The organism is Kribbella sp. NBC_01505 (genome assembly GCF_045040285.1).
Taxonomy (GTDB): Bacteria; Actinomycetota; Actinomycetes; order Propionibacteriales; family Kribbellaceae; genus Kribbella.
This window is the reverse complement of the sequence record NZ_CP109425.1, coordinates 2,502,026-2,519,472: the sequence shown is the minus strand read 5'-3', so window position 1 is coordinate 2,519,472 and position 17,447 is coordinate 2,502,026. Positions and strand designations below refer to the sequence as shown.

The 17,447-nt window shown below is 68.3% G+C and carries 19 protein-coding genes; 8 read left to right on the top strand and 11 right to left on the bottom strand.

The annotated features are described in order from the left end of the window. Positions 1-283: 283 nt before the first annotated feature. Positions 284-598, top strand: a complete 315-nt coding sequence (locus OG474_RS11875; protein WP_405062306.1) for a hypothetical protein — start codon at positions 284-286, stop codon at positions 596-598. A 160-nt stretch (positions 599-758) separates the two neighbouring features. Here the strand turns inward: OG474_RS11875 and OG474_RS11870 are convergent, their stop codons facing one another. The 3 genes from OG474_RS11870 to OG474_RS11860 all read right to left on the bottom strand — a co-directional run bounded on the left by OG474_RS11870 (position 759) and on the right by OG474_RS11860 (position 5,456). Further along, complete coding sequence (locus tag OG474_RS11870) at positions 759-1,343, bottom strand: hypothetical protein (RefSeq protein WP_405062305.1); 585 nt, start codon at positions 1,341-1,343, stop codon at positions 759-761. A gap of 1,069 nt (positions 1,344-2,412) precedes the next feature. Beyond that, on the bottom strand, positions 2,413-3,495 hold the full coding sequence (locus OG474_RS11865; RefSeq protein ID WP_405062304.1) for a 2-oxoacid:ferredoxin oxidoreductase subunit beta: 1,083 nt from the start codon (positions 3,493-3,495) through the stop codon (positions 2,413-2,415). Then, the gene (locus tag OG474_RS11860; RefSeq protein ID WP_405062303.1) at positions 3,492-5,456 is read right to left on the bottom strand and encodes a 2-oxoacid:acceptor oxidoreductase subunit alpha; all 1,965 of its coding nucleotides are present in this window, start codon (positions 5,454-5,456) and stop codon (positions 3,492-3,494) included. The genes OG474_RS11865 and OG474_RS11860 overlap by 4 nt, the downstream gene beginning before the upstream one ends. A 217-nt stretch (positions 5,457-5,673) precedes the next feature. Here OG474_RS11860 and OG474_RS11855 point away from each other — a divergent pair, with 217 nt between their 5' ends. From OG474_RS11855 to OG474_RS11845, 3 genes are all read left to right on the top strand, one after another. Beyond that, on the top strand, positions 5,674-6,513 hold the full coding sequence (locus OG474_RS11855) for a hypothetical protein (RefSeq protein ID WP_405062302.1): 840 nt from the start codon (positions 5,674-5,676) through the stop codon (positions 6,511-6,513). 10 nt (positions 6,514-6,523) lie between these two features. Continuing rightward, on the top strand, positions 6,524-6,880 hold the full coding sequence (locus tag OG474_RS11850) for an NADH-quinone oxidoreductase subunit A (protein ID WP_405062301.1): 357 nt from the start codon (positions 6,524-6,526) through the stop codon (positions 6,878-6,880). A 249-nt stretch (positions 6,881-7,129) separates the two neighbouring features. Further along, positions 7,130-7,336, top strand: coding sequence for a hypothetical protein (locus tag OG474_RS11845; protein WP_405062300.1), 207 nt, complete (start codon positions 7,130-7,132; stop codon positions 7,334-7,336). A gap of 186 nt (positions 7,337-7,522) precedes the next feature. Here OG474_RS11845 and OG474_RS11840 read toward each other — a convergent pair whose 3' ends face one another. The 6 genes from OG474_RS11840 to OG474_RS11815 all read right to left on the bottom strand — a co-directional run bounded on the left by OG474_RS11840 (position 7,523) and on the right by OG474_RS11815 (position 13,354). Next, entirely contained in the window at positions 7,523-10,441 is a 2,919-nt protein-coding gene (locus tag OG474_RS11840; protein ID WP_405062299.1) for an AAA family ATPase, read from the bottom strand. A gap of 113 nt (positions 10,442-10,554) precedes the next feature. Continuing rightward, positions 10,555-10,710 (bottom strand): hypothetical protein, encoded by a 156-nt coding sequence (locus tag OG474_RS11835; protein ID WP_405062298.1) that lies wholly within the window; start codon positions 10,708-10,710, stop codon positions 10,555-10,557. Between the two features lie 13 nt (positions 10,711-10,723). Further along, positions 10,724-10,852, bottom strand: coding sequence for a hypothetical protein (locus OG474_RS11830; protein ID WP_405062297.1), 129 nt, complete (start codon positions 10,850-10,852; stop codon positions 10,724-10,726). A gap of 142 nt (positions 10,853-10,994) precedes the next feature. Next, complete coding sequence (locus OG474_RS11825; protein WP_404636792.1) at positions 10,995-11,153, bottom strand: hypothetical protein; 159 nt, start codon at positions 11,151-11,153, stop codon at positions 10,995-10,997. A 59-nt stretch (positions 11,154-11,212) separates the two neighbouring features. After that, positions 11,213-11,905, bottom strand: coding sequence for a GntR family transcriptional regulator (locus OG474_RS11820; RefSeq protein WP_405062296.1), 693 nt, complete (start codon positions 11,903-11,905; stop codon positions 11,213-11,215). Next, positions 11,906-13,354, bottom strand: coding sequence for a purine-cytosine permease family protein (locus tag OG474_RS11815; RefSeq protein ID WP_405062295.1), 1,449 nt, complete (start codon positions 13,352-13,354; stop codon positions 11,906-11,908). It abuts the gene before it with no gap. A gap of 89 nt (positions 13,355-13,443) precedes the next feature. On the opposite strand from OG474_RS11815, the gene OG474_RS11810 reads away from it, so the two are divergent. From OG474_RS11810 to OG474_RS11795, 4 genes are read left to right on the top strand one after another with little or no spacing between them, the layout of a single operon-like run. Beyond that, positions 13,444-14,322 (top strand): alpha/beta fold hydrolase, encoded by an 879-nt coding sequence (locus OG474_RS11810; protein ID WP_405062294.1) that lies wholly within the window; start codon positions 13,444-13,446, stop codon positions 14,320-14,322. A gap of 4 nt (positions 14,323-14,326) precedes the next feature. Beyond that, the gene (locus tag OG474_RS11805) at positions 14,327-14,887 is read left to right on the top strand and encodes an NADH-quinone oxidoreductase subunit B (RefSeq protein ID WP_132413009.1); all 561 of its coding nucleotides are present in this window, start codon (positions 14,327-14,329) and stop codon (positions 14,885-14,887) included. Continuing rightward, positions 14,884-15,645: an NADH-quinone oxidoreductase subunit C gene (locus tag OG474_RS11800; RefSeq protein WP_405062293.1), complete on the top strand. Its 762-nt coding sequence runs from the start codon at positions 14,884-14,886 to the stop codon at positions 15,643-15,645. The genes OG474_RS11805 and OG474_RS11800 overlap by 4 nt, the downstream gene beginning before the upstream one ends. Positions 15,646-15,705: 60 nt before the next feature. Continuing rightward, positions 15,706-16,635 (top strand): GNAT family N-acetyltransferase, encoded by a 930-nt coding sequence (locus tag OG474_RS11795; protein ID WP_405062292.1) that lies wholly within the window; start codon positions 15,706-15,708, stop codon positions 16,633-16,635. On the opposite strand, the gene OG474_RS11790 is transcribed toward OG474_RS11795, so the two are convergent. Further along, positions 16,626-17,051, bottom strand: a complete 426-nt coding sequence (locus OG474_RS11790) for a PIN domain nuclease (protein WP_405062291.1) — start codon at positions 17,049-17,051, stop codon at positions 16,626-16,628. The genes OG474_RS11795 and OG474_RS11790 overlap by 10 nt on opposite strands. Next, complete coding sequence (locus tag OG474_RS11785; protein WP_405062290.1) at positions 17,048-17,401, bottom strand: hypothetical protein; 354 nt, start codon at positions 17,399-17,401, stop codon at positions 17,048-17,050. The genes OG474_RS11790 and OG474_RS11785 overlap by 4 nt, the downstream gene beginning before the upstream one ends. Positions 17,402-17,447: the final 46 nt, after the last annotated feature.

The window sequence follows — 17,447 nt, the reverse complement described above, 5'->3', positions numbered from 1 at the left end:
GATTCAGGACACCTGCCGTGGAATTCCCCCACTCCCACGATAGGTGTCCGTGAACCTGAGCGACACCGGAATCTCCCGACCGGGTTAGGTGTCGTGCCGGTGATCGACGATTGGAGGTCGTCGGGGCCTGGAGCTTCAGTCCGACGTTGTTCATCGGACCACCCAGGCAGCTCGGGGGTCCATTGCTGGAAGTTATGGTCGAGGTGAATCCACCTCGGGACCTGCACATCTTCCACGTGATGGTCGCACGGCCCAAGCATCTTGAGCGTATGAAGGAGGACAGATGAGCGAGAAGGACTACGACGCGGCCGCGGAATGGGCCGAACACGACATGACGCTCCCCGAGGACTCGAAGTCCGCGCTCCGCGGCCAGGCTGCGGCCGCCTTCGGCAGCGATCTCATCGAACGGTCCCGCGGAGGCCGGCCGTCGATCGACCCGGAGGCCGGGCCGGGTGAGGCCTCGCCCGTGCGCCAGGTCCGGTTACCGCGCAGCATCGACAACGACTTGGTCGCCTTCGCCGAGCAGAACCATCGCAAGCTCAGCGAAGTGATGCGCGAGGCGATTGTGGAGTACCTCGTGAATCGCAAGGCCAGCTAAGGCCGGAGTGCCGGCCGGGGATCTCCAGCGCGTTGGCGTTCGAGATCCCCGCCGCACTTCCGCTGTTGGGCGACGGTCCAGGTGCCGGTGATGAGGGTCGTGCTGGACACCCGCGGAGGGGAGAGTCGTGGCCGATAGTTGCGATGGGCTGGGGCCCGGCCTAGGTCCGGGGCGGCAGGAGCTCGATGACTTCGGCTAGGGCGACGGGGAGCTTTGCTTCGTACATGGTGAGGACGTCGCCCAGTTTCAGGTGCCGCCAGTGCTCGGGCCGCAGGGGAGCCAGCCGAACGGAAGCTGTCTCGCCGGGTCCGAGGCTCGGGGTGAACTCCACCCACAGCCGCGCGACACGCAGGTCGGGGTGCCCGTCCGCGGTCCGGGTGCCGATGTCCCAGAGCGGTCGGAGCTGGCCGTCCCCTGCGAACGACGTGTTCCGGCCGCCGCCGTCTGCATCCGCCAAGGTCAGCGTCGCGCGGATCGTGCCGTGCCGAGCCTCCCAGCCTCGCCACTCGCACCAGCGGCGGGTGCTGTCGAGGTACAGCTGCCGCGACACCTCGGTGAGTAGCGCCCAGAACGCGATCGGCGCTGGATGCACATCCGCGATCTCGATCAGCACGTCGAGCGCCATCTCCCACTCGGTGTATCGGATCCAATCGTGGACATCCGCGATCGTGCGACCGTTCTCGGCCGTGACGTCCGCCGGCAGGAGCTCGACGGCTCGCCGAATCAGCTCGAAGGGTTCGTCCACCCGACCGATTGTCGCGCCCTCATATGCGCCGGCCAACGTCCGAACGATCGCAGTACGTCGTCTGCGTGTTTTTCGGACGTTAGCCGCGATCCCCGCAGGTTTGCCCGGTCTGCGGGGATCTACTGCCGCTGAGAGACAGCAGATCCCCGCAAACCCGCATCCGCACAGCGAAGCGCCCATGTCGCGGCGGCCGGAACACCTCGCGGCTGCCGGGCCACCTCGCTGACCCCGGATTCGCCGCCGGAGCTCGGGTCCGCTCGTCTTTGTGGAGTCTCGTGGTCACTGGGCGCCTATTTGGTTCCACAAAGACGCGATTCGCCCGCCTCCGGCGGCCACTGAAGCGCCCAGTACGGCGAGTCGGTGGCTGAGGGGGATGGCGAGGCCAGTGACCGAAGCCACCTTGCCTACGGCTGACGGGCTATGGCTGAGGCACCTGAACGGGCCGCGATGACAGTGACCGTTGCCTGAGGTGAACAGCGAGATCCCTGCCAGGTCGGCGACTGCCCTGGTGGGCATCGGGGGGCCAGTGCAGAACCACCGCGGCGGGTCAGCTGTCAGGCCTCCTCGCGACCGGCCGCAACCGTAGCCCGTCAGCCCCAGGCAACGTGCACGTCATCGCCGACCGCACCATCCCCCTCAACCGAAGACCACCCCAGCCACCCGTCTCAGTCAAACCGGCCGCAGCGGCGACCAGCCACCGCCGACGCCCCCGGCCGAATCCGAGCGGCGGGACGGGACGAGCACATTCAGGAAGGCGGGGTTCCTGCCCAGACAAAGCCCCCAGCCCACCACGACCGAACACCTGCAGCGACCTCGCGACCCACCCACCCCTGCCAGCCCGGCCGCAGCGGCGAGCAACCACGAACCGACCCCACCGGCCGCATCCCAGCGCACCCCCCCCACCCCGCCTTTCCCAGCCGGCCGCAGCGGCGAACAACCACGAACCGACCCCACCGGCCGCATCCGAGCGCACCCCCCGCCGTACCGGCCAACCCCCACAGCACAACGTCCGAAAAACCGCCGACCACGTACTGCGGTTCTTCGGACGTTGGCGTTTGGAACAGCCGCGTTAGGCGACGGTCCAGGTGTCGGTGCCGGTGATCAACGACTGGAGGTCGCCGGGGCCTTGGGATTCGGTGGCTGTGGTGATTTGTTGGCGGACCAGGTCGTCGTACGCCGGGCGGTCTACTGAGCGGAAGATGCCGATGGGGGCCTGGTGGAGGATGCCGGCGTCGGTCAGGCGGGAGAGGGCGAAGGCGTAGGCGGGGTCGGGAGTGTTGGCGTCGTGGACGACCAAGTCCGCCTCGCCACCTGGGAGGTCGGCTACTTCGCGGACGGCGAGGGAGGCGAAGCCGTCGCGGACTACGCCTAGGTGGCCGTCGGTGCCGAAGCGGATCGGGGCGCCGTGGACGAGCGGGATGATCGCGTCGTCGCGGGTCTCGGGGTCCTTGATGGCGTCGAAGGCGTTGTCGTTGAAGATCGGGCAGTTCTGGTAGATCTCGACGAAGGACGTGCCGCGGTGCTCGGCGGCCGCGCGCAGCACCGAGGTGAGGTGCTTGCGGTCGGAGTCGATCGTGCGGGCGACGAACGTCGCCTCCGCGCCGAGCGCCAGCGAGATCGGGTTGAACGGTGTGTCCACCGAACCCATCGGCGTCGACTTGGTGACCTTGCCGGGCTCCGAGGTCGGCGAGTACTGGCCCTTCGTCAACCCGTAGATCCGGTTGTTGAACAGCAGGATCTTCAGGTTCACGTTCCGCCGCAGCGTGTGGATCAGGTGGTTGCCGCCGATCGACAGCGCGTCGCCGTCACCGGTCACGACCCAGACGCTCAGATCCGGCCGGGCCGTCGCCAGCCCGGTCGCGATCGCCGGGGCGCGCCCGTGGATCGAGTGCATCCCGTACGTCGACAGGTAGTACGGGAACCGGGACGAGCAGCCGATCCCGGACACCATCGTGATGTTCTCGCGCTTGAGCCCGAGCTCCGGCAGGAACCCCTGGAAAGCAGCCAGTACGGCGTAGTCGCCGCACCCCGGGCACCAGCGGACCTCCTGGTCCGACACGTACTCCTTGCGGTTCTGCGGTGCGTCCGCCACCGGCACGCCCTGCAAACCGTGCCGCAGACCACCGGGCAGTCCCAGATCAACCGTGCTCATCGCACACCCTCCTGCTCGAGCTGGCCGTCGTGCTTCGAGTTGGCCGCCGCCGCGGCGCCCAGCTGGCGGGCGTCGTCGTCGATCCCGTCGGTCTCCTCGACCAGGTTGCCGATCACCTCGGCGAGCTCGGCCGCACCGAGCGGCATGCCGCGGACCTGCGCATAGGAGACGACGTCGATCAGGTACTTCGCCCGCAGCAGCATCGCCAGCTGCCCGAGGTTCATCTCCGGGACCAGCACCTTGTCGTAGCTGCGCAGCACGTCACCGAGGTTCGCCGGGAACGGGTTCAGATGCCGCAGATGGGCCTGCGCGATCTTGCCGCCGACCTTCCGCACCCGCCGCACACCGGCCCCGATCGGCCCGTACGTCGAGCCCCAGCCGAGCACTAGCACCTTCGCCGTACCGTCCGGGTCGTCGACCTGCAGCGGCTCGATCGTCCGCGCGATCCCGTCGACCTTGGCCTGCCGGGTCCGGATCATCAGGTCGTGGTTGGCCGGGTCGTAGGAGATGTTGCCGGTCTTGTCCTCCTTCTCCAGACCACCGATCCGGTGATCCAGCCCTGCCGTCCCGGGGATCGCCCAGGCTCGCGCGAGCGTCTCCGGATCGCGCAGATACGGCAGGTACGTCGGTTTGCCGTCGGCCGCGGTCGCATTCGGAGCGACCGTGAAGTTGGGGTCGATCGTCGGCAGCGACTCGACCGCCGGGATCTGCCACGGCTCGGAACCGTTGGCCAGATAACCGTCGGAGAGCACGATCACCGGCGTCCGGTAGGTGACCGCGATCCGGGTCGCCTCGATCGCGATCGCGAAACAGTCCGCGGGGGATTGCGCAGCGAGCACCGGCAGCGGCGCCTCGCCGTTCCGCCCGAACATCACCTGCAGCAGGTCCGCCTGCTCGGTCTTGGTCGGCATCCCGGTCGAGGGACCCGCGCGCTGGATGTCGCAGACGACCAGCGGCAGCTCGAGCATTACGCCGAGCCCGATCGTCTCGGACTTCAGCGAGATCCCCGGCCCGGACGACGTCGTCACTCCGAGCGCTCCACCGAACGAGGCGCCCAAGGCAGCGCCGACACCGGCGATCTCGTCCTCGGCCTGGATCGTCGTCACGTTGAACCGCTTGAGCTTCGACAACTCGTGCAGCACGTCGGAGGCCGGCGTGATCGGATAAGCGCCCAGCACCATCGGCAACCCGGCCCGCTCGGCACCCGCCACCAGGCCGTACGCCAGCGCGAGGTTGCCCGAGATGTTTCGGTAGGTGCCGGTCGGCATCACGGCCGGCTTCACCTCGTAGCGGACCGAGAACTCCTCGGCCGTCTCACCGAAGTTGAAGCCCGCCCGGAAGGCCGCGATGTTCGCGTCCCGGATGTCCGGCTTCCCGGCGAACTTCGTCTGCAGGAACGTGATCGTCGACTCGACCGGCCGCTGGAACAGCCAGGAGACGAGACCGAGCGCGTACATGTTCTTCGCCCGGGACGCGTCCTTGCGGGACAGCCCGAACTCCTTGACCGACTCCACCGTCATGCCGGTCAGGTTCAGCGCGACCACGTGGTACGCCTCGAGCTCGCCGTTCTCCAGCGGGTTCTCGTCGTACCCGATCCGCTTCAGGTTCCGGGCGGTGAAGTCCGCGGTGTCGACGATCACCGTCGCGCCGCGCGGGACGTCCTTCAGGTTCGCCTTGAGGGCGGCCGGGTTCATCGCGATCAGTACGTCGGGCGCGTCGCCGGGCGTCAGGATGTCGTGGTCGGCGAAGTGGAGCTGGAACGACGACACTCCCGGCAGGGTCCCGGCTGGTGCCCGGATCTCGGCGGGGAAGTTGGGCAACGTCGACAGATCGTTGCCGAACGAAGCGGTCTCCGCGGTGAACCTGTCCCCCGTGAGTTGCATCCCGTCGCCGGAGTCGCCGGCGAAGCGGATCACCACGCGGTCGAGCTGCTTGACCTCGATGGTCACTGTTCTGCTCATCTCCAAGTCGACGCTTGGGCCGGCGGTCCGCTGGTGAGCGGCAACCGGTCCCCCCAGGGCAGGGCGGTAACCCCAATATTAGTTCGCCTTCGGCACGGAACCACGGGTCAGCCCCGCCGGTCCACAGCCTGGGACGGGGTATTAGGACCGCCCCCGATCGTTACCCTCAGCAGTCGCTCGGTTGCGGAGGGGGAGCACCAGGAGGCAGGGTGTCTCCATGGTCCGTCGTCCTGCGGTTGCTGTCGCTTGTCTGCTGCTCGCGCTCACTGCCTGCGCGGCCCCGATCGCACCGTCCAGCAGCGCGCTGAGCCTGTCCGGCTCGGACCGATCCGACGGTACGACGTCCGCCGTGCTGCCGGCGGCCGCGGACGCACCGGTCCGGAGCGCGAAGATCACCGGGGTCACGACGACCAACGCGACCACCGGAGTGATCACGGTGATCGGCACGATCACTCCGGCCCCGGCCGACGGCACGCGGATCCATCTGCACCAGTGGATCCCGACCACGAAGAAATGGCTGGAGGTCGGGCACGGGTTCTCGATCGGCACCGCGGTGACGATCGCGGTCACCCAGCCCGGCTCGGTTCGCGACTACCGCCTGAGCGTCTACGAGCAGGCGCCGTACCCGGCCGCGACGTCGAAGCCGATCACCTTCGCGCACTTCGTCTGGCGCGGGATGTTCAAGCACGGCGTGCTGGCCTCGGGCGGGAAGGCGAACCCGCAGTTCACCGTCATCCCGCCGAACGAGGGACCGCGGCGTTCGGAGGCGGATCTGCTCGCGGAGAAGGGCGGGTACGTCTGGGGCGAGGTCGACTCGACCGGTTGCCGCGCCTTCAAGACCTGGCTCGGGAACCTGACCGACGGCAGCGCGCTGCTCTCCATCCACAACGGCGCACGGCCGAAGGCGATCGCCTCGATCCGGCAGCTGCAGGAGACCGAGGGCAATCTCGAAGCCCCCATCGACGGCGTCACCCAGCTCCGCCTGCAGGCGACCGACGTCCAGTCCGGCTACGGCCCCTACATCTCGGTCGAGTCCTACCTCCTCTGCACCAACTAAGCTGCCGCTTGTGTCGGAAAGCTATGGCGTTGTCGCCGCGGTGGTCGTGCTCGGGTTGCTCGGGCTGATCGGTGCGTTCGCGCTGAACAAGGCGCTGACCGTCACCTACCCGACCGAGGGCAAGCTGACGACGTACGAGTCCGGGGTCGACCCGGTCGGCGACGGCTGGGCGCAGGTGCATATCCGGTACTACCTGTTCGCCTATCTGTACGTCATCTTCGCCGTCGACGCGGTCTACCTGTTCCCGTGGGCGACCGTGTTCGCGAAGCTCGGCGTCGCGACGCTGATCGAGATGTTCGTCTTCCTCGCGTTCGTCGCGGTCGGGCTGCTCTACGCCTACCGCAAGGGCGTCCTGCGCTGGACCTGAGATCGAACCGTTTTTCGTCGCGCTGCGTATTGATGGTGCGAGCGGTCTCGATTCTCCGAAGGTGACTCATCGTCACCTTTGCCGCGCGCCGAAATGGTTGCTTTATCACCCTTTGTGATTGCGCCAGGCAACTACAGTGAGCGTGATCGCCGTGCTCATCACGGAATGCGTCCGCACTGTCGCCAACAGGTCGATTCGCGGTTATCGTGATTACGCCGGGGTACCACACAGGTAAGGGGTGGTGAGGCGATGAATTGGCAACTGTGGGTGGCGATCGGCATCGTCGCGGCCGCCCTTCTCGTGTTCGCGGCGGCGCGCATGCGGCACGCCCAGCACGTTTTCGACGACATCACGCACGTCGACCGCCCGGCGCCCGCGATGCAGGCGGACGAACTCGCCCATCGCCGGTCCCACCGGATGTCACACGAGCCCGGCCGGCACCGCAGACACGGCTGACTCAGCCCCTCCCGGAGCGCCCGGTCCCCACACCGGGTTCCGCCCAGCACCGCTCATGATCAGTGGCCCGCACAGCGCCGATCGTGAGCGGTGCACTCTGTGTCGTAGGTCAGTCGTTCGACCCAGCAACAGTCCGTGCTGGATCACACGCTTGTTGAAGGCAACAGACTGTCGTGGGTCAGCCGCTTAATCCAGCAAGCCGTCCCGCCGCGCCACCGCGGCCGCCTCGGTGCGGGAGCGGACGCCGAGCTTGCCGAGGATGTTCGACACGTGCACGCTGACCGTCTTCTCGCTGATGTAGAGCTCGCGGGCGAGCTGCCGGTTCGTCCGGCCCTCGGCGAGCAGCTTCAGTACTTCGGTCTCGCGCGCGGTCAGTGAAGTAGCGCCGAGCCCCGGCCCCTCGTGACCGCCGAGCTCGTCGAGCAACGGCTTGGCCTCGAGCTGCCGTGCCGTCTCGACCGCCATCACGGTCTGCTCGTTGGCCTCGGCGACCCGACCGGCCGCGCGGAGTGCGTCCGACAACCGGGCCCGCGACCATGCCTGCTCGTGGACGTTTCCATACCCGAAGGACTCCATGGTCCGCTGCCAGACCGCGACGTGCTCCTCGGGTGACGGCGGATCGATCCCGGTCAGCCAACGCAGCCGCTCCCACTCGGCCTCCAGCCGCGAGAGCCAGGACAGCCCTTCGACGGCCAGCAGTCGCCCGGGCGGAAGCCCCTTCTCGGCGGTGGCCTGTCCGATCTCGACCAGCGCGGCACCCTGCTCGAGCAGGTCCTTGGCCGCGGACGGCTCACCGACCGCGCGGTGACAAAGCAGCTGTAGCCCCAGGGCTGAGAACCGGACCCGGCCGGTGAACAGCTCGGTCTGGAAGATGTCCGCGCACAGCGTCGTCACATCCGCGATCATCTTCTGGGCTTCGGCGATCCGATCGAGTCGCCGGTAGGCGTCGACCGCGGGCTGGAGCGCGATGATCGGCGTCATGACGTCGAGCTCCCACCACTTCCGCAGCAGCTCCGACTCGTCGGCCACCGCGTTGTCACCCCGTCCACTGCGCACGTTGAACTCGACTGCGCGCAATGCGGCCGCCGACGCCATCGGCGTACCGGAGTCCACTTGGGTGGTGACCGTCGACGCGTCCCACTCGCCAAGCGTGAACTGCGTGAGCCCCAGCATCCGGCGGGCATCGAACCCGTACGCCGCCCATTGCCGCCCGAGCTCGTTGGCCCGCTGGCAGGTGGTGGCGAAGGTGGCCTTGGCCGCCTGGAGATCGCCCTCTTCGTACTGGATCGAGCCGAGCAGGAACCGGCTCCGGACCTCAGCCGCGGCATCGCCGGCCAGCTGAGCCCGCACGGCGGCTTCCTCCATCTGCCGGGTGGCAGTGGCGGGATCGCCGGCCCGGCGACGGAGCTGGGCGAGCGTGATCCCAGCGTCTCCGGCAGCCGACTCCTCGCCGGCCTCGCGGGCGATCTCGAGCGCCTTGTGCGCCCAGCGCTCGGCCTCCATCGAGCGGCCCAGACCCGCGGAGACCCGCGCGTACAGGGTCGCGATCTGAGCCTTGAAGACCGTCGACGGCTCGTCGGCGACCAGCTTGAGCGCCTGGGTGGCTGCCTCGTTGGCCTCCTGGTCCTGGTCGATCACCAACGCGATGTCGGCCAGGGGCAGCAGCAACTGCGCGCGCTGGATCTTCGGTGCGTCCGGCGGCAGATCGGCGAGCGCCTTGCGGAGCAGCTTGAGCGCACGCAGATGCTGCGACGACAGGGTCGCCGCCATCGCGGTCTCGGCGATCAGCCAGGTCTTGTCGATCGTGTTGTCCGGGGCCGCGTTCGGCAGCAGCTCCAGCGCCATCTCGTAGTGCTTGAGCGCCTCCTGCGGTGCGGCGACCGAGATCGCCTCCTCACCAGCGCGCACCCGGGCTTCGAAGGCAGTCGCCAGATCGTGTGACCGGGTGGCATGCCCGGCCAGCTCCGCCGCCGTACCTGCGACGGTCTGGTTCTTCAGCGCCTGTACATACGACGAGTGCTGGCGAACTCGCTCGCCCGGCAGCAGATCGTCGTACACGGCCTCGGCGAGCAAGGCATGGCGGAAGTAGTAGCTCGCATTGCCCGGTACGTCGATGATGTGCGCGTCGATCAACTCGCGCAGCGCGACGTCGAGCTCAGTGTCGGGCAGCCCGGCGACCGTGGTCAGCAGCGTGTGCGAAACCCGCCGACCGGCTACCGCGATCACCCGCGCGACCTGGCGCGCCTCGTCGGACAACGGGTCGAGCCGGACCAGCAGCAGATCGGCGAGATCAGGCGGTACGGCGGCCGAGTCGCCCATCGACGATGCCGCGACCAGCTCCTCGGTGAAGAAGGCGTTGCCACCCGCGCGCTCGAGGATCCGGCGTACATCCATCTCGGGGAGCGGCTGGGTCAACAGCGAGTCCAGGAGCGAGCGGGACTCGGTCGCGTCCAGGGGGAGCAGGTTGACCCGGCGGACGCGCGGGTTGCGCGACCACTCCGCGATCGGACGGCGGAGGGGATGACGGCGGTGCAGGTCGTCGCTGCGATAGGAGACCACCAGGGTGAGGCGTTGGGCGGTCAGCCGGGTGATCAGGAAACCGATCAGGTCCCGGGTGGAGTCGTCCGCCCAGTGCGCGTCCTCGACGATCACCAGCAGCGGCTCGCTGGTCGACAGCGCGGTGAAGGCGCCGAGCACGGCGTCGAACAGCGCGGCCCGGTCGAGCGGGCCGTCCTGCTGGATGGGTTGAGCGCCGATCAGGCGGTGGGTGGGCAGGAGCCGGCCGATCGCCGGGAAGTTGGTGAGCACGCTCTCGACCAGATCCGGCCGGTCACCGGCCAGGCGGCCGAAGATCTCCGAGAACGGCAGGTAGGGCAGACCGGCGTCGCCGAAGTCGGTGCAGTGCCCGACGAGCACGCCGAAGCCGCGCTCGTGCGCACCGGTGGCCACCTCGTCCAGCAGTCGGGTCTTGCCGACGCCCGCGTCACCGGACAGCAGTACTGCACCGGCGCGACGCGTTTTGGCGTCGTCGACGGCGCTGAGCAGGGCGGCCATCTCGGTCGAGCGGCCGACGAGAGGTGTCGAGGTCCAGGGCACGTCGTCCATCTTCGCCCCTGGAGCCGACACAAATCGACGGCATCCCGGCCGGTGAGCGCCACCGGCAACAAAAAAGCCGTCCCTGACCCGGACTATCGGGTCAGGGACGGCCGTCACGGCGGTCATGCGGCCGTGGTGAAAGTCCGGCGGGCATGCCGCGGGGCGGGCTTGGTGGCCTGCTCCGGGCGCGTCCGGCGGGTCAGCCTGCGGAACTCACGCTTGGTGCGCTCCTGGCGGTAGGCAGTCTCTGCCTTGATCGTCTGCTGGGTGATGAACATGGTGTACCTCCCTTCAGGCTTTCCGGCCGAACAGGTGGATGAAGGTCCGGCGGGCGCCGCCGCTGCGGTGCTTGCCGTAGTCCCGGGTGAGGCGCTCCCTGCGGTAGGCGACCTCGGCCTTGACCTCTTCGTTCGTGTACATCGCGTTCTCCTTGGTTCGTTGCCGGCTGCCTGCCGACATCAGTAACTCTGTTCTTCTGAGGTAGCTCCGCACATCGGAACTCCTCCCTATCCCCGCTCCCTAGGGGGTCCTAGGGAGCGGGAACCGGCACTTAGTGAGGTGCCTACATCGCTGGACGGGCGCGGAGTTCGGGGGCGCAGGGCTCAGGGCGCTGCGTCTTCGGCTTGCGCTGGAACCAGAGCGGACGCTGATACGAACGCCGGAGCTTCTCCTGGCGGTACCGCGTCTCGGCCTGGACCGATTCTGGCGTGTAGAAGGACATGCCCAGAGACTGCTCGCCTGAGGAGCAGCCCCACATCGGCACAACTCCCTATGCCGGGCTCAGGCCGTTCCGTAGTCCAGGCTGAGCTCGAAGTAAGAGGGGTCGAGGAGGCACTCTGCGTATTCGGCGAAGCGGTCGTCGGCCGTCCAGCTGGTGCGCTCGGTGTGCAGGAACCACGTGCCGGTACGGCGTTTGAGCAGCTTGGCCTCGGTTGCGTCGAGCGCGCGGCCGCGGAGACGTTGCTGGCAATGGTCCGGGTGGAGTCCGGCACGGGTCAGGGTGAGCGCGATCGAGTCGTTCACCAGGCCGCGTTTCGGCAGCTCGCGCAGGCTGTCCAGGGCTGGGACCCAGCTGCGTTCCCAGGCGATCGGTTTGTTGCCTGCTACCTGCAATCGCTCGATCACGACCAGCTTCTCGGTGCGGTCGGATCGGTGCGAGGTTTGTTCGTGGGCGATGCGGATGGTGCGGAGCTCGACGGCCAGGTCTCGGTCGACGGGGGCGTGGGTCCAGCCGAGGCGGCCGTCGAGGGGCCGGCCGTCGAAGACGACGAAGGAGCCTTTGCCGGAGCGGGTGCTGATCAGGCCGTCCTCGGTCAGCTGGGCGAGCGCGGCGCGGACCGTGTTCCGGCTGACCCCGAACCGGCGCGCCAGCTCGACCTCACCGGGCAGGCGGGCGCCACGCCGTACCAGCTCGGCGCGGATCTCCCGGCCGAGCACGGCGGCTACGCGCTCGTGCTTGAGGCCCTCAGCCACTTAGGCGATGGCTTCCTGGTGGCGGACGGCGCGAGCGCCGGCGATTCGCTGGACGAGGAAGCCCAGGACGAGGGCGACCAGTACGCCGAGGTTTGCGTAGGCCCACGAGCCGTCCTTGGGACCGAGGCCGAACGGGCCGAGCAGGTAGCCCTGCCAGGCCAGCCAGGATGCGTACGTGTTGACGACCAGGCCCCAACCGATGCCGGTGGCAACGATCATCGTGAGTACCGGCAGCCACCGGATGTCGCCGTACCGGCCGATCGCGTCGTAGAGGTCACGCTCGGCGTAGTCGCTGCGCCGGGTGGCGATGTCGGCCAGCATGATTCCGCACCAGGCGGCGATCGGGACGCCGAGTGTGATCAGGAAGCCTTGGAACTGACCGAAGAACTCGGTGCCGAAGAACACCACGTAGATCGTCCCGGCGATCATCACCACGCCGTCGATGAGAGCGGCGACGTACCGCGGGGCCGGGAGACCGATCGACAGCAGGGCCAGACCGGACGAGTAGATGTCGAGGACCGCCCCACCGACCAGGCCGAGTACGGCGACGATCACGAACGGGACCAGGAACCAGGTCGGCAACGCGGCGGCCAGGGCACCGATCGGGTCGGCGCCGATCGCCGTACTGAGGTCTTCGGAGGAACCGGCCAGCAGCAGTCCGAACAGGAGCAGCACGATCGGCGCGACCGAACCGCCGAACGTCGTCCAGCCGACCACGCCTCTGCTCGACGACGCGCGCGGGAGGTAGCGGGAGTAGTCGGCGGCGGCGTTCACCCAGCCGAGGCCGAAGCCGGTCATCACGAAGACCACCGCACCGATCAGCTGCTGGGTCGAGCCGTGCTCGAGGTGCGAGACGGTGCTCCAGTGGATCTTGTCCGCGACCAGGACGATGTAGACGACCGTCAGGACGCCGGTGACCACGGTGATGATCGTCTGAGCTCGCATGATCAGGTCGAAGCCGAGCACCCCGCAGGCGACGATGAGTACGCCGACGACGAGCAGCGCGATCACCTTCGTCACCGTGCCGCCGCCCCAGCCGAGCCGCTCGAACACGGTCGCGGTGGCGAGGGTCGCGAGGATGGTCAGCACGGTCTCCCAGCCGACCGTCAGCACCCAGGAGACGAGGGACGGCAGTTTGTTGCCCCGGACCCCGAAGGCCGCGCGGCTGAGCACGAGGGTCGGGGCCGAACCGCGTTTGCCGGCCAGTGCGATCAGGCCGCAGAGCAGGAACGAGAACGCGACCCCGATCACTCCGGCCACGACGCCCTGCCAGAACGAGATGCCGAACCCGAGGACGAAGGCGCCGTAGCTGAGCCCGAGCACCGACACGTTCGCTCCGAACCACGGCCAGAACAGCTGGCTCGGCCGGCCCTTCCGGTCGGCGTCGGCGATCACGTTCAGCCCGTTGCTCTCCACGCTGAAACCGCGGGACTCCACCTGCTCGGACATGCGCTCTCCTACCGCTCTACAACTAGCCGCGCTCCGCGCGAGGGAACCTGTTCAGTCCTGTTCAATCACGGTAGATCAGAATGGGGCGTATGCGAAGCGCAGCGGTGGACGGATTCGAACTCGAGTACGACCGGTCCGGCGAAGGCCCGGCGGTGGTCCTGCTGCACGGCTGGCCAGGCGACCGCACCGACTACCGGGTCCTCGCGCCACTGCTCGCCGAGCGCGGCTTCGAGGTCGTCGTACCGGATCTCCGCGGCTTCGGAGGGTCGTTCCTGGCCGGCATCGATCCGACCGTGGTCGAGTCACCGGTCGCTGTCGACCCGACGCAGTACGGCGCGGCCGGGCAGGCGCGGAGTGTGATCGGGCTGATCGAAGAGCTCGGGCTCGACCGTCCGGTTCTTGCCGGGTACGACGTCGGGAGCCGGGTCGCGCAGTCGATCGCTCGGACCAACCCGGAGCTGATCGACGGGCTGGTCGTTGCGCCGCCGCTACCAGGGATCGGAAAGCGGGTCTTCTCCGAGCAGGCACAGCGCGAGTTCTGGTACCAGTCGTTCCACCGGCTGCCACTGATCGAGGAGCTGATCGACGGGAAGCCGGATGCGGTCCGGTCGTACCTGAATCACTTCTGGCAGCACTGGTCCGGCCCGGACTTCGTGCCGGCCATCGAGCACCTGGTGGCGGCGTACTCGGTCCCGGGCGCCTTCACCGCCTCACTGAACTGGTATCGCGGTGGCGCCGGGTCAATCGCCGTATCCGCAGCCGAGACTGCCCCCGCGTCGTACGAGCGAATCAATGTGCCGACAGTCGTGCTGTGGCCGGAGTTCGACCCGCTGTTCCCGCGCGCGTGGTCGGATCGGCTCGACGACTTCTTCAGCGACGTCCGGCTCCGGACTGTCGACGGAGTCGGACACTACGCGCCGCTCGAGTACCCGGAAATCCTCGCCGAGGAGATCGCCGGACTAGGGTAGGCGCATGTCCCAGACCGACCTGCCGTTGCCGGCCGTGCGCCCGGCCGTGGGTGCGCTGGCCAAGCTGGCGCCCACGCCGGTCCGGTACCTGCTGAACTGGGGCCGGAAGTACTCCCTGTGGGTGTTCAACTTCGGCCTCGCCTGCTGTGCGATCGAGTTCATCGCGGCGTCGATGGGACGGCACGACTTCATCCGGCTCGGCGTCATCCCGTTCGCGCCCGGGCCGCGGCAGGCCGACCTGATGGTCGTGTCGGGCACCGTGACCGACAAGATGGCGCCGGCCATCAAGCGGCTCTACGACCAGATGCCCGAGCCGAAGTACGTGATCTCGTTCGGCTCCTGCTCGAACTCCGGCGGCCCGTACTGGGACTCCTACTGCGTGACCAAGGGCGTCGACCAGATCATCCCCGTCGACGTCTACGTCCCCGGCTGCCCGCCGCGGCCGGAGGCGCTGCTGCAGGGCATCCTCAAGCTGCAGGAGAAGATCGCGGGCGAGAAGCTCGCCGACCGGTACGACGAACCGTCGGCGGCCGCGCTGACCCGCGATCTGGTGCCGCCGCAATGACCGATGCCCTGGACGCGCTCACCGCGGCCGGTGTCGAAGCGGTGGCCGTGGACAGCTTCGGTCCCGCGACGATCGACGTACCGGCTGCTGCCTGGGTCGCCGCGCACGAGGTGCTGCGGGACGGCGTCGGCTTCACCTTCTTCGACTTCCTGTCGGCCTCCGACGAGCTGACCGACGGCTTCCGGGTCGTCACCCACCTGGCCGACTTCTGGGGCGGCGCGCACGTCGACCATGTGCTCGTCCGCACGCTGATCCCGCGCGCCGCACCGCAGCTGGCCACACTCTCCGACCTGTACGCCGGTGCTAACTGGCACGAGCGCGAGACCTGCGAGATGTTCGGCATCACCTTCGAAGGTCACCCGAACCTGGTCCCGCTCCTGCTTCCCGACGGCTTCGAAGGCAACCCGCTCCGCAAGGAGTTCATCCTCGCCGCCCGCGTAGCCAAGCCCTGGCCCGGCGCCAAGGAACCCGGCGAGTCCGACCACGCCCCCGCCGGCGGAGCCCCCTCCCGCCGCCGCACCCTCCCACCCGGCGTCCCCGATCCCGACTCCTGGGGCCCCCGCCCACCCGGTTCCCCCGACCCGGACCCCCTCGCCCCCGCCCAAGCCGCCGCCACCCCCGCCCGCCCCCGCCGAGGCGCACCCGGCGAACGCCGCACCAAAAAACAAGCCGAACCCACACCACCACCCGAGACACCCCAGAACGCCACACCGGACCCGCCTGCCGATCCCGCAACCCCCGAGGATTCGTCCAGCTGAGGTTCGCCCCGCCACCACTGGGGACCGGGCTGACCCCTGCGGGGGCTGAGGATCTTGGGCATGACTATTACAGCGGCTGAGTTGGCCGGCTTCACCCTTGCGCGGCAGCATCCGTTGACGCGTGGTTGGGCGGATGACGAGACGCGGCTGCGGTTGCTGACCGAGTCGCACGAGGACCCGGACATCCTGCTCGCCAACTCGCTGGAGGTCGCCGAGTTGCGGACCGAGCGGTTCGCGCCGGGCCAGCCGGTCGAGTCGATGCTCAACTACTGGCTCCCGTCCGGCGACCTGCACGCGATGTTCAGCATGCGCTTCGAGGGCGGCGACACCACCAAGCCGTTCGTCGACGCGACCCCGATGACGCGCTCGCCGCAACCCGAAGACCTCCAAGCGCTCAAACAATCAGCGCTCGAGATCTACGGCATGCACAAACCGCGCTACCTCCGCCTGTGGAGCGCCGACCCCGAGCTCCCCGGAACGGAGCCCGACCGCCGCTTCCTGGCCGCCCCGATCCGAGAGCTCCGGCCCACCGACGTACCGTCCGGCCTAGAGCTCAAGCAGGTCGCAACAGTCGACCACTACGACGAGGCGAAGCAGGCCTACGCCGACGTCGACGCGCAGCATCCGCACCACGTCGTAGAAGCAGGCATCCAGGACCGCGAGGACCTCCAGGAGACCGCAGACGAAGGGCTGCTCTTCGACATCACCGTCCACGGCGAATGGGCCGGCTACGCCGCCGCGGTCGTCAAACCCGAAGACTCCCTGGGCCTCCCGGCCTATGTGGTCCGCGACCTCATCCTCACCAAGAAGCACCGAGGCCACGGCTACGGCCGCCACCTCAGCCACCTCCTGGCCCAAGCCCTCCCCGACCCCACCCACGTCCTCATCGGTACCATCCACGCCGCCAACCACGGCGCCCGCACCGCAGCCCTCACCGCCGGCCGCCAAGAAATAGGCGCCTGGCTGCAGCTGCCGCTGGATCAGGACTGATCGAGCCGTTCGAGCCGCTGTCCGGTCAAGTTGGCGATGAGCTCGAAGTCCTTGTCCAGGTGCAGGAGAATCAGGCCGGAGAGCTCTGCGGTCGCGGCGATCAAGAGATCCGGCACTGAGGGAGCCCGGTGCTGCCCCGACGCTGCTAGTTGCGACTGGACCGCCACCGCTCGTCGCTCGATCGCAGGAGTCGAGTTCTCCACCGGCATCGCGGACACCGGTGGATGCTGCAGGCTCATCCGGTGGTCCTCGACCGAACGAGTGGAGTATCCCACCTCGAGCAGTGTCACGGTGGCGATGTGAACCAATCCGCGGTTGATGCGGTTCGCCCAGTCCTCGGCGTTCGGTGTCGAATCAAGCCGGACAAGGGCGGACTTGTCGATCAGCCAACGCCGGCTTTCACCGGTGGGGGTCAAGACCAGGCCTCTCGCATGACGTCGGGATCACCGAGATCGCGGGTGGCGAGCGAGAACCTGTGGAGGTCTGCCACCGTGACCGGGTCATCGGACCGGCCGGCCGCCTGGCTCAACTGCCGACGAAGATACTCGCTCCTGGATAGACCCAACCCGCTCGCGCGGTGGTCGATCACGGCGAGAACATCGTCCGGTACATCGCGAATCAGTACGTCGCTCATCCAGCGCCTCTCTCCTGTCTGATATCCGATGATATCACCGATAAGTAACTGGTAACCCGCGCTATTTATGGTGCCGGTGGCCTGCGCGATCCAGTGGGGGTGGTTGAGGATGCCGGCCAGGGTGCTGGTCACCGAGCAGCCGGTCCCAAACCCAGCGACGCATCCGCCAATTCCGACC

Coding starts and splice junctions, on each gene's coding strand:
- OG474_RS11855 (WP_405062302.1), top strand. CDS start 5,674: ATGGTCCGTCGTCCTGCGGTTGCTGTCGCTTGTCTGCTGCTCGCGCTC.
- OG474_RS11860 (WP_405062303.1), bottom strand. CDS start 5,456: ATGAGCAGAACAGTGACCATCGAGGTCAAGCAGCTCGACCGCGTGGTG.
- OG474_RS11805 (WP_132413009.1), top strand. CDS start 14,327: ATGTCCCAGACCGACCTGCCGTTGCCGGCCGTGCGCCCGGCCGTGGGT.
- OG474_RS11815 (WP_405062295.1), bottom strand. CDS start 13,354: ATGTCCGAGCAGGTGGAGTCCCGCGGTTTCAGCGTGGAGAGCAACGGG.
- OG474_RS11845 (WP_405062300.1), top strand. CDS start 7,130: ATGAATTGGCAACTGTGGGTGGCGATCGGCATCGTCGCGGCCGCCCTT.
- OG474_RS11835 (WP_405062298.1), bottom strand. CDS start 10,710: ATGTTCATCACCCAGCAGACGATCAAGGCAGAGACTGCCTACCGCCAG.
- OG474_RS11865 (WP_405062304.1), bottom strand. CDS start 3,495: ATGAGCACGGTTGATCTGGGACTGCCCGGTGGTCTGCGGCACGGTTTG.
- OG474_RS11840 (WP_405062299.1), bottom strand. CDS start 10,441: ATGGACGACGTGCCCTGGACCTCGACACCTCTCGTCGGCCGCTCGACC.
- OG474_RS11800 (WP_405062293.1), top strand. CDS start 14,884: ATGACCGATGCCCTGGACGCGCTCACCGCGGCCGGTGTCGAAGCGGTG.
- OG474_RS11825 (WP_404636792.1), bottom strand. CDS start 11,153: ATGTCCTTCTACACGCCAGAATCGGTCCAGGCCGAGACGCGGTACCGC.
- OG474_RS11875 (WP_405062306.1), top strand. CDS start 284: ATGAGCGAGAAGGACTACGACGCGGCCGCGGAATGGGCCGAACACGAC.
- OG474_RS11810 (WP_405062294.1), top strand. CDS start 13,444: ATGCGAAGCGCAGCGGTGGACGGATTCGAACTCGAGTACGACCGGTCC.
- OG474_RS11830 (WP_405062297.1), bottom strand. CDS start 10,852: ATGTACACGAACGAAGAGGTCAAGGCCGAGGTCGCCTACCGCAGGGAG.
- OG474_RS11795 (WP_405062292.1), top strand. CDS start 15,706: ATGACTATTACAGCGGCTGAGTTGGCCGGCTTCACCCTTGCGCGGCAG.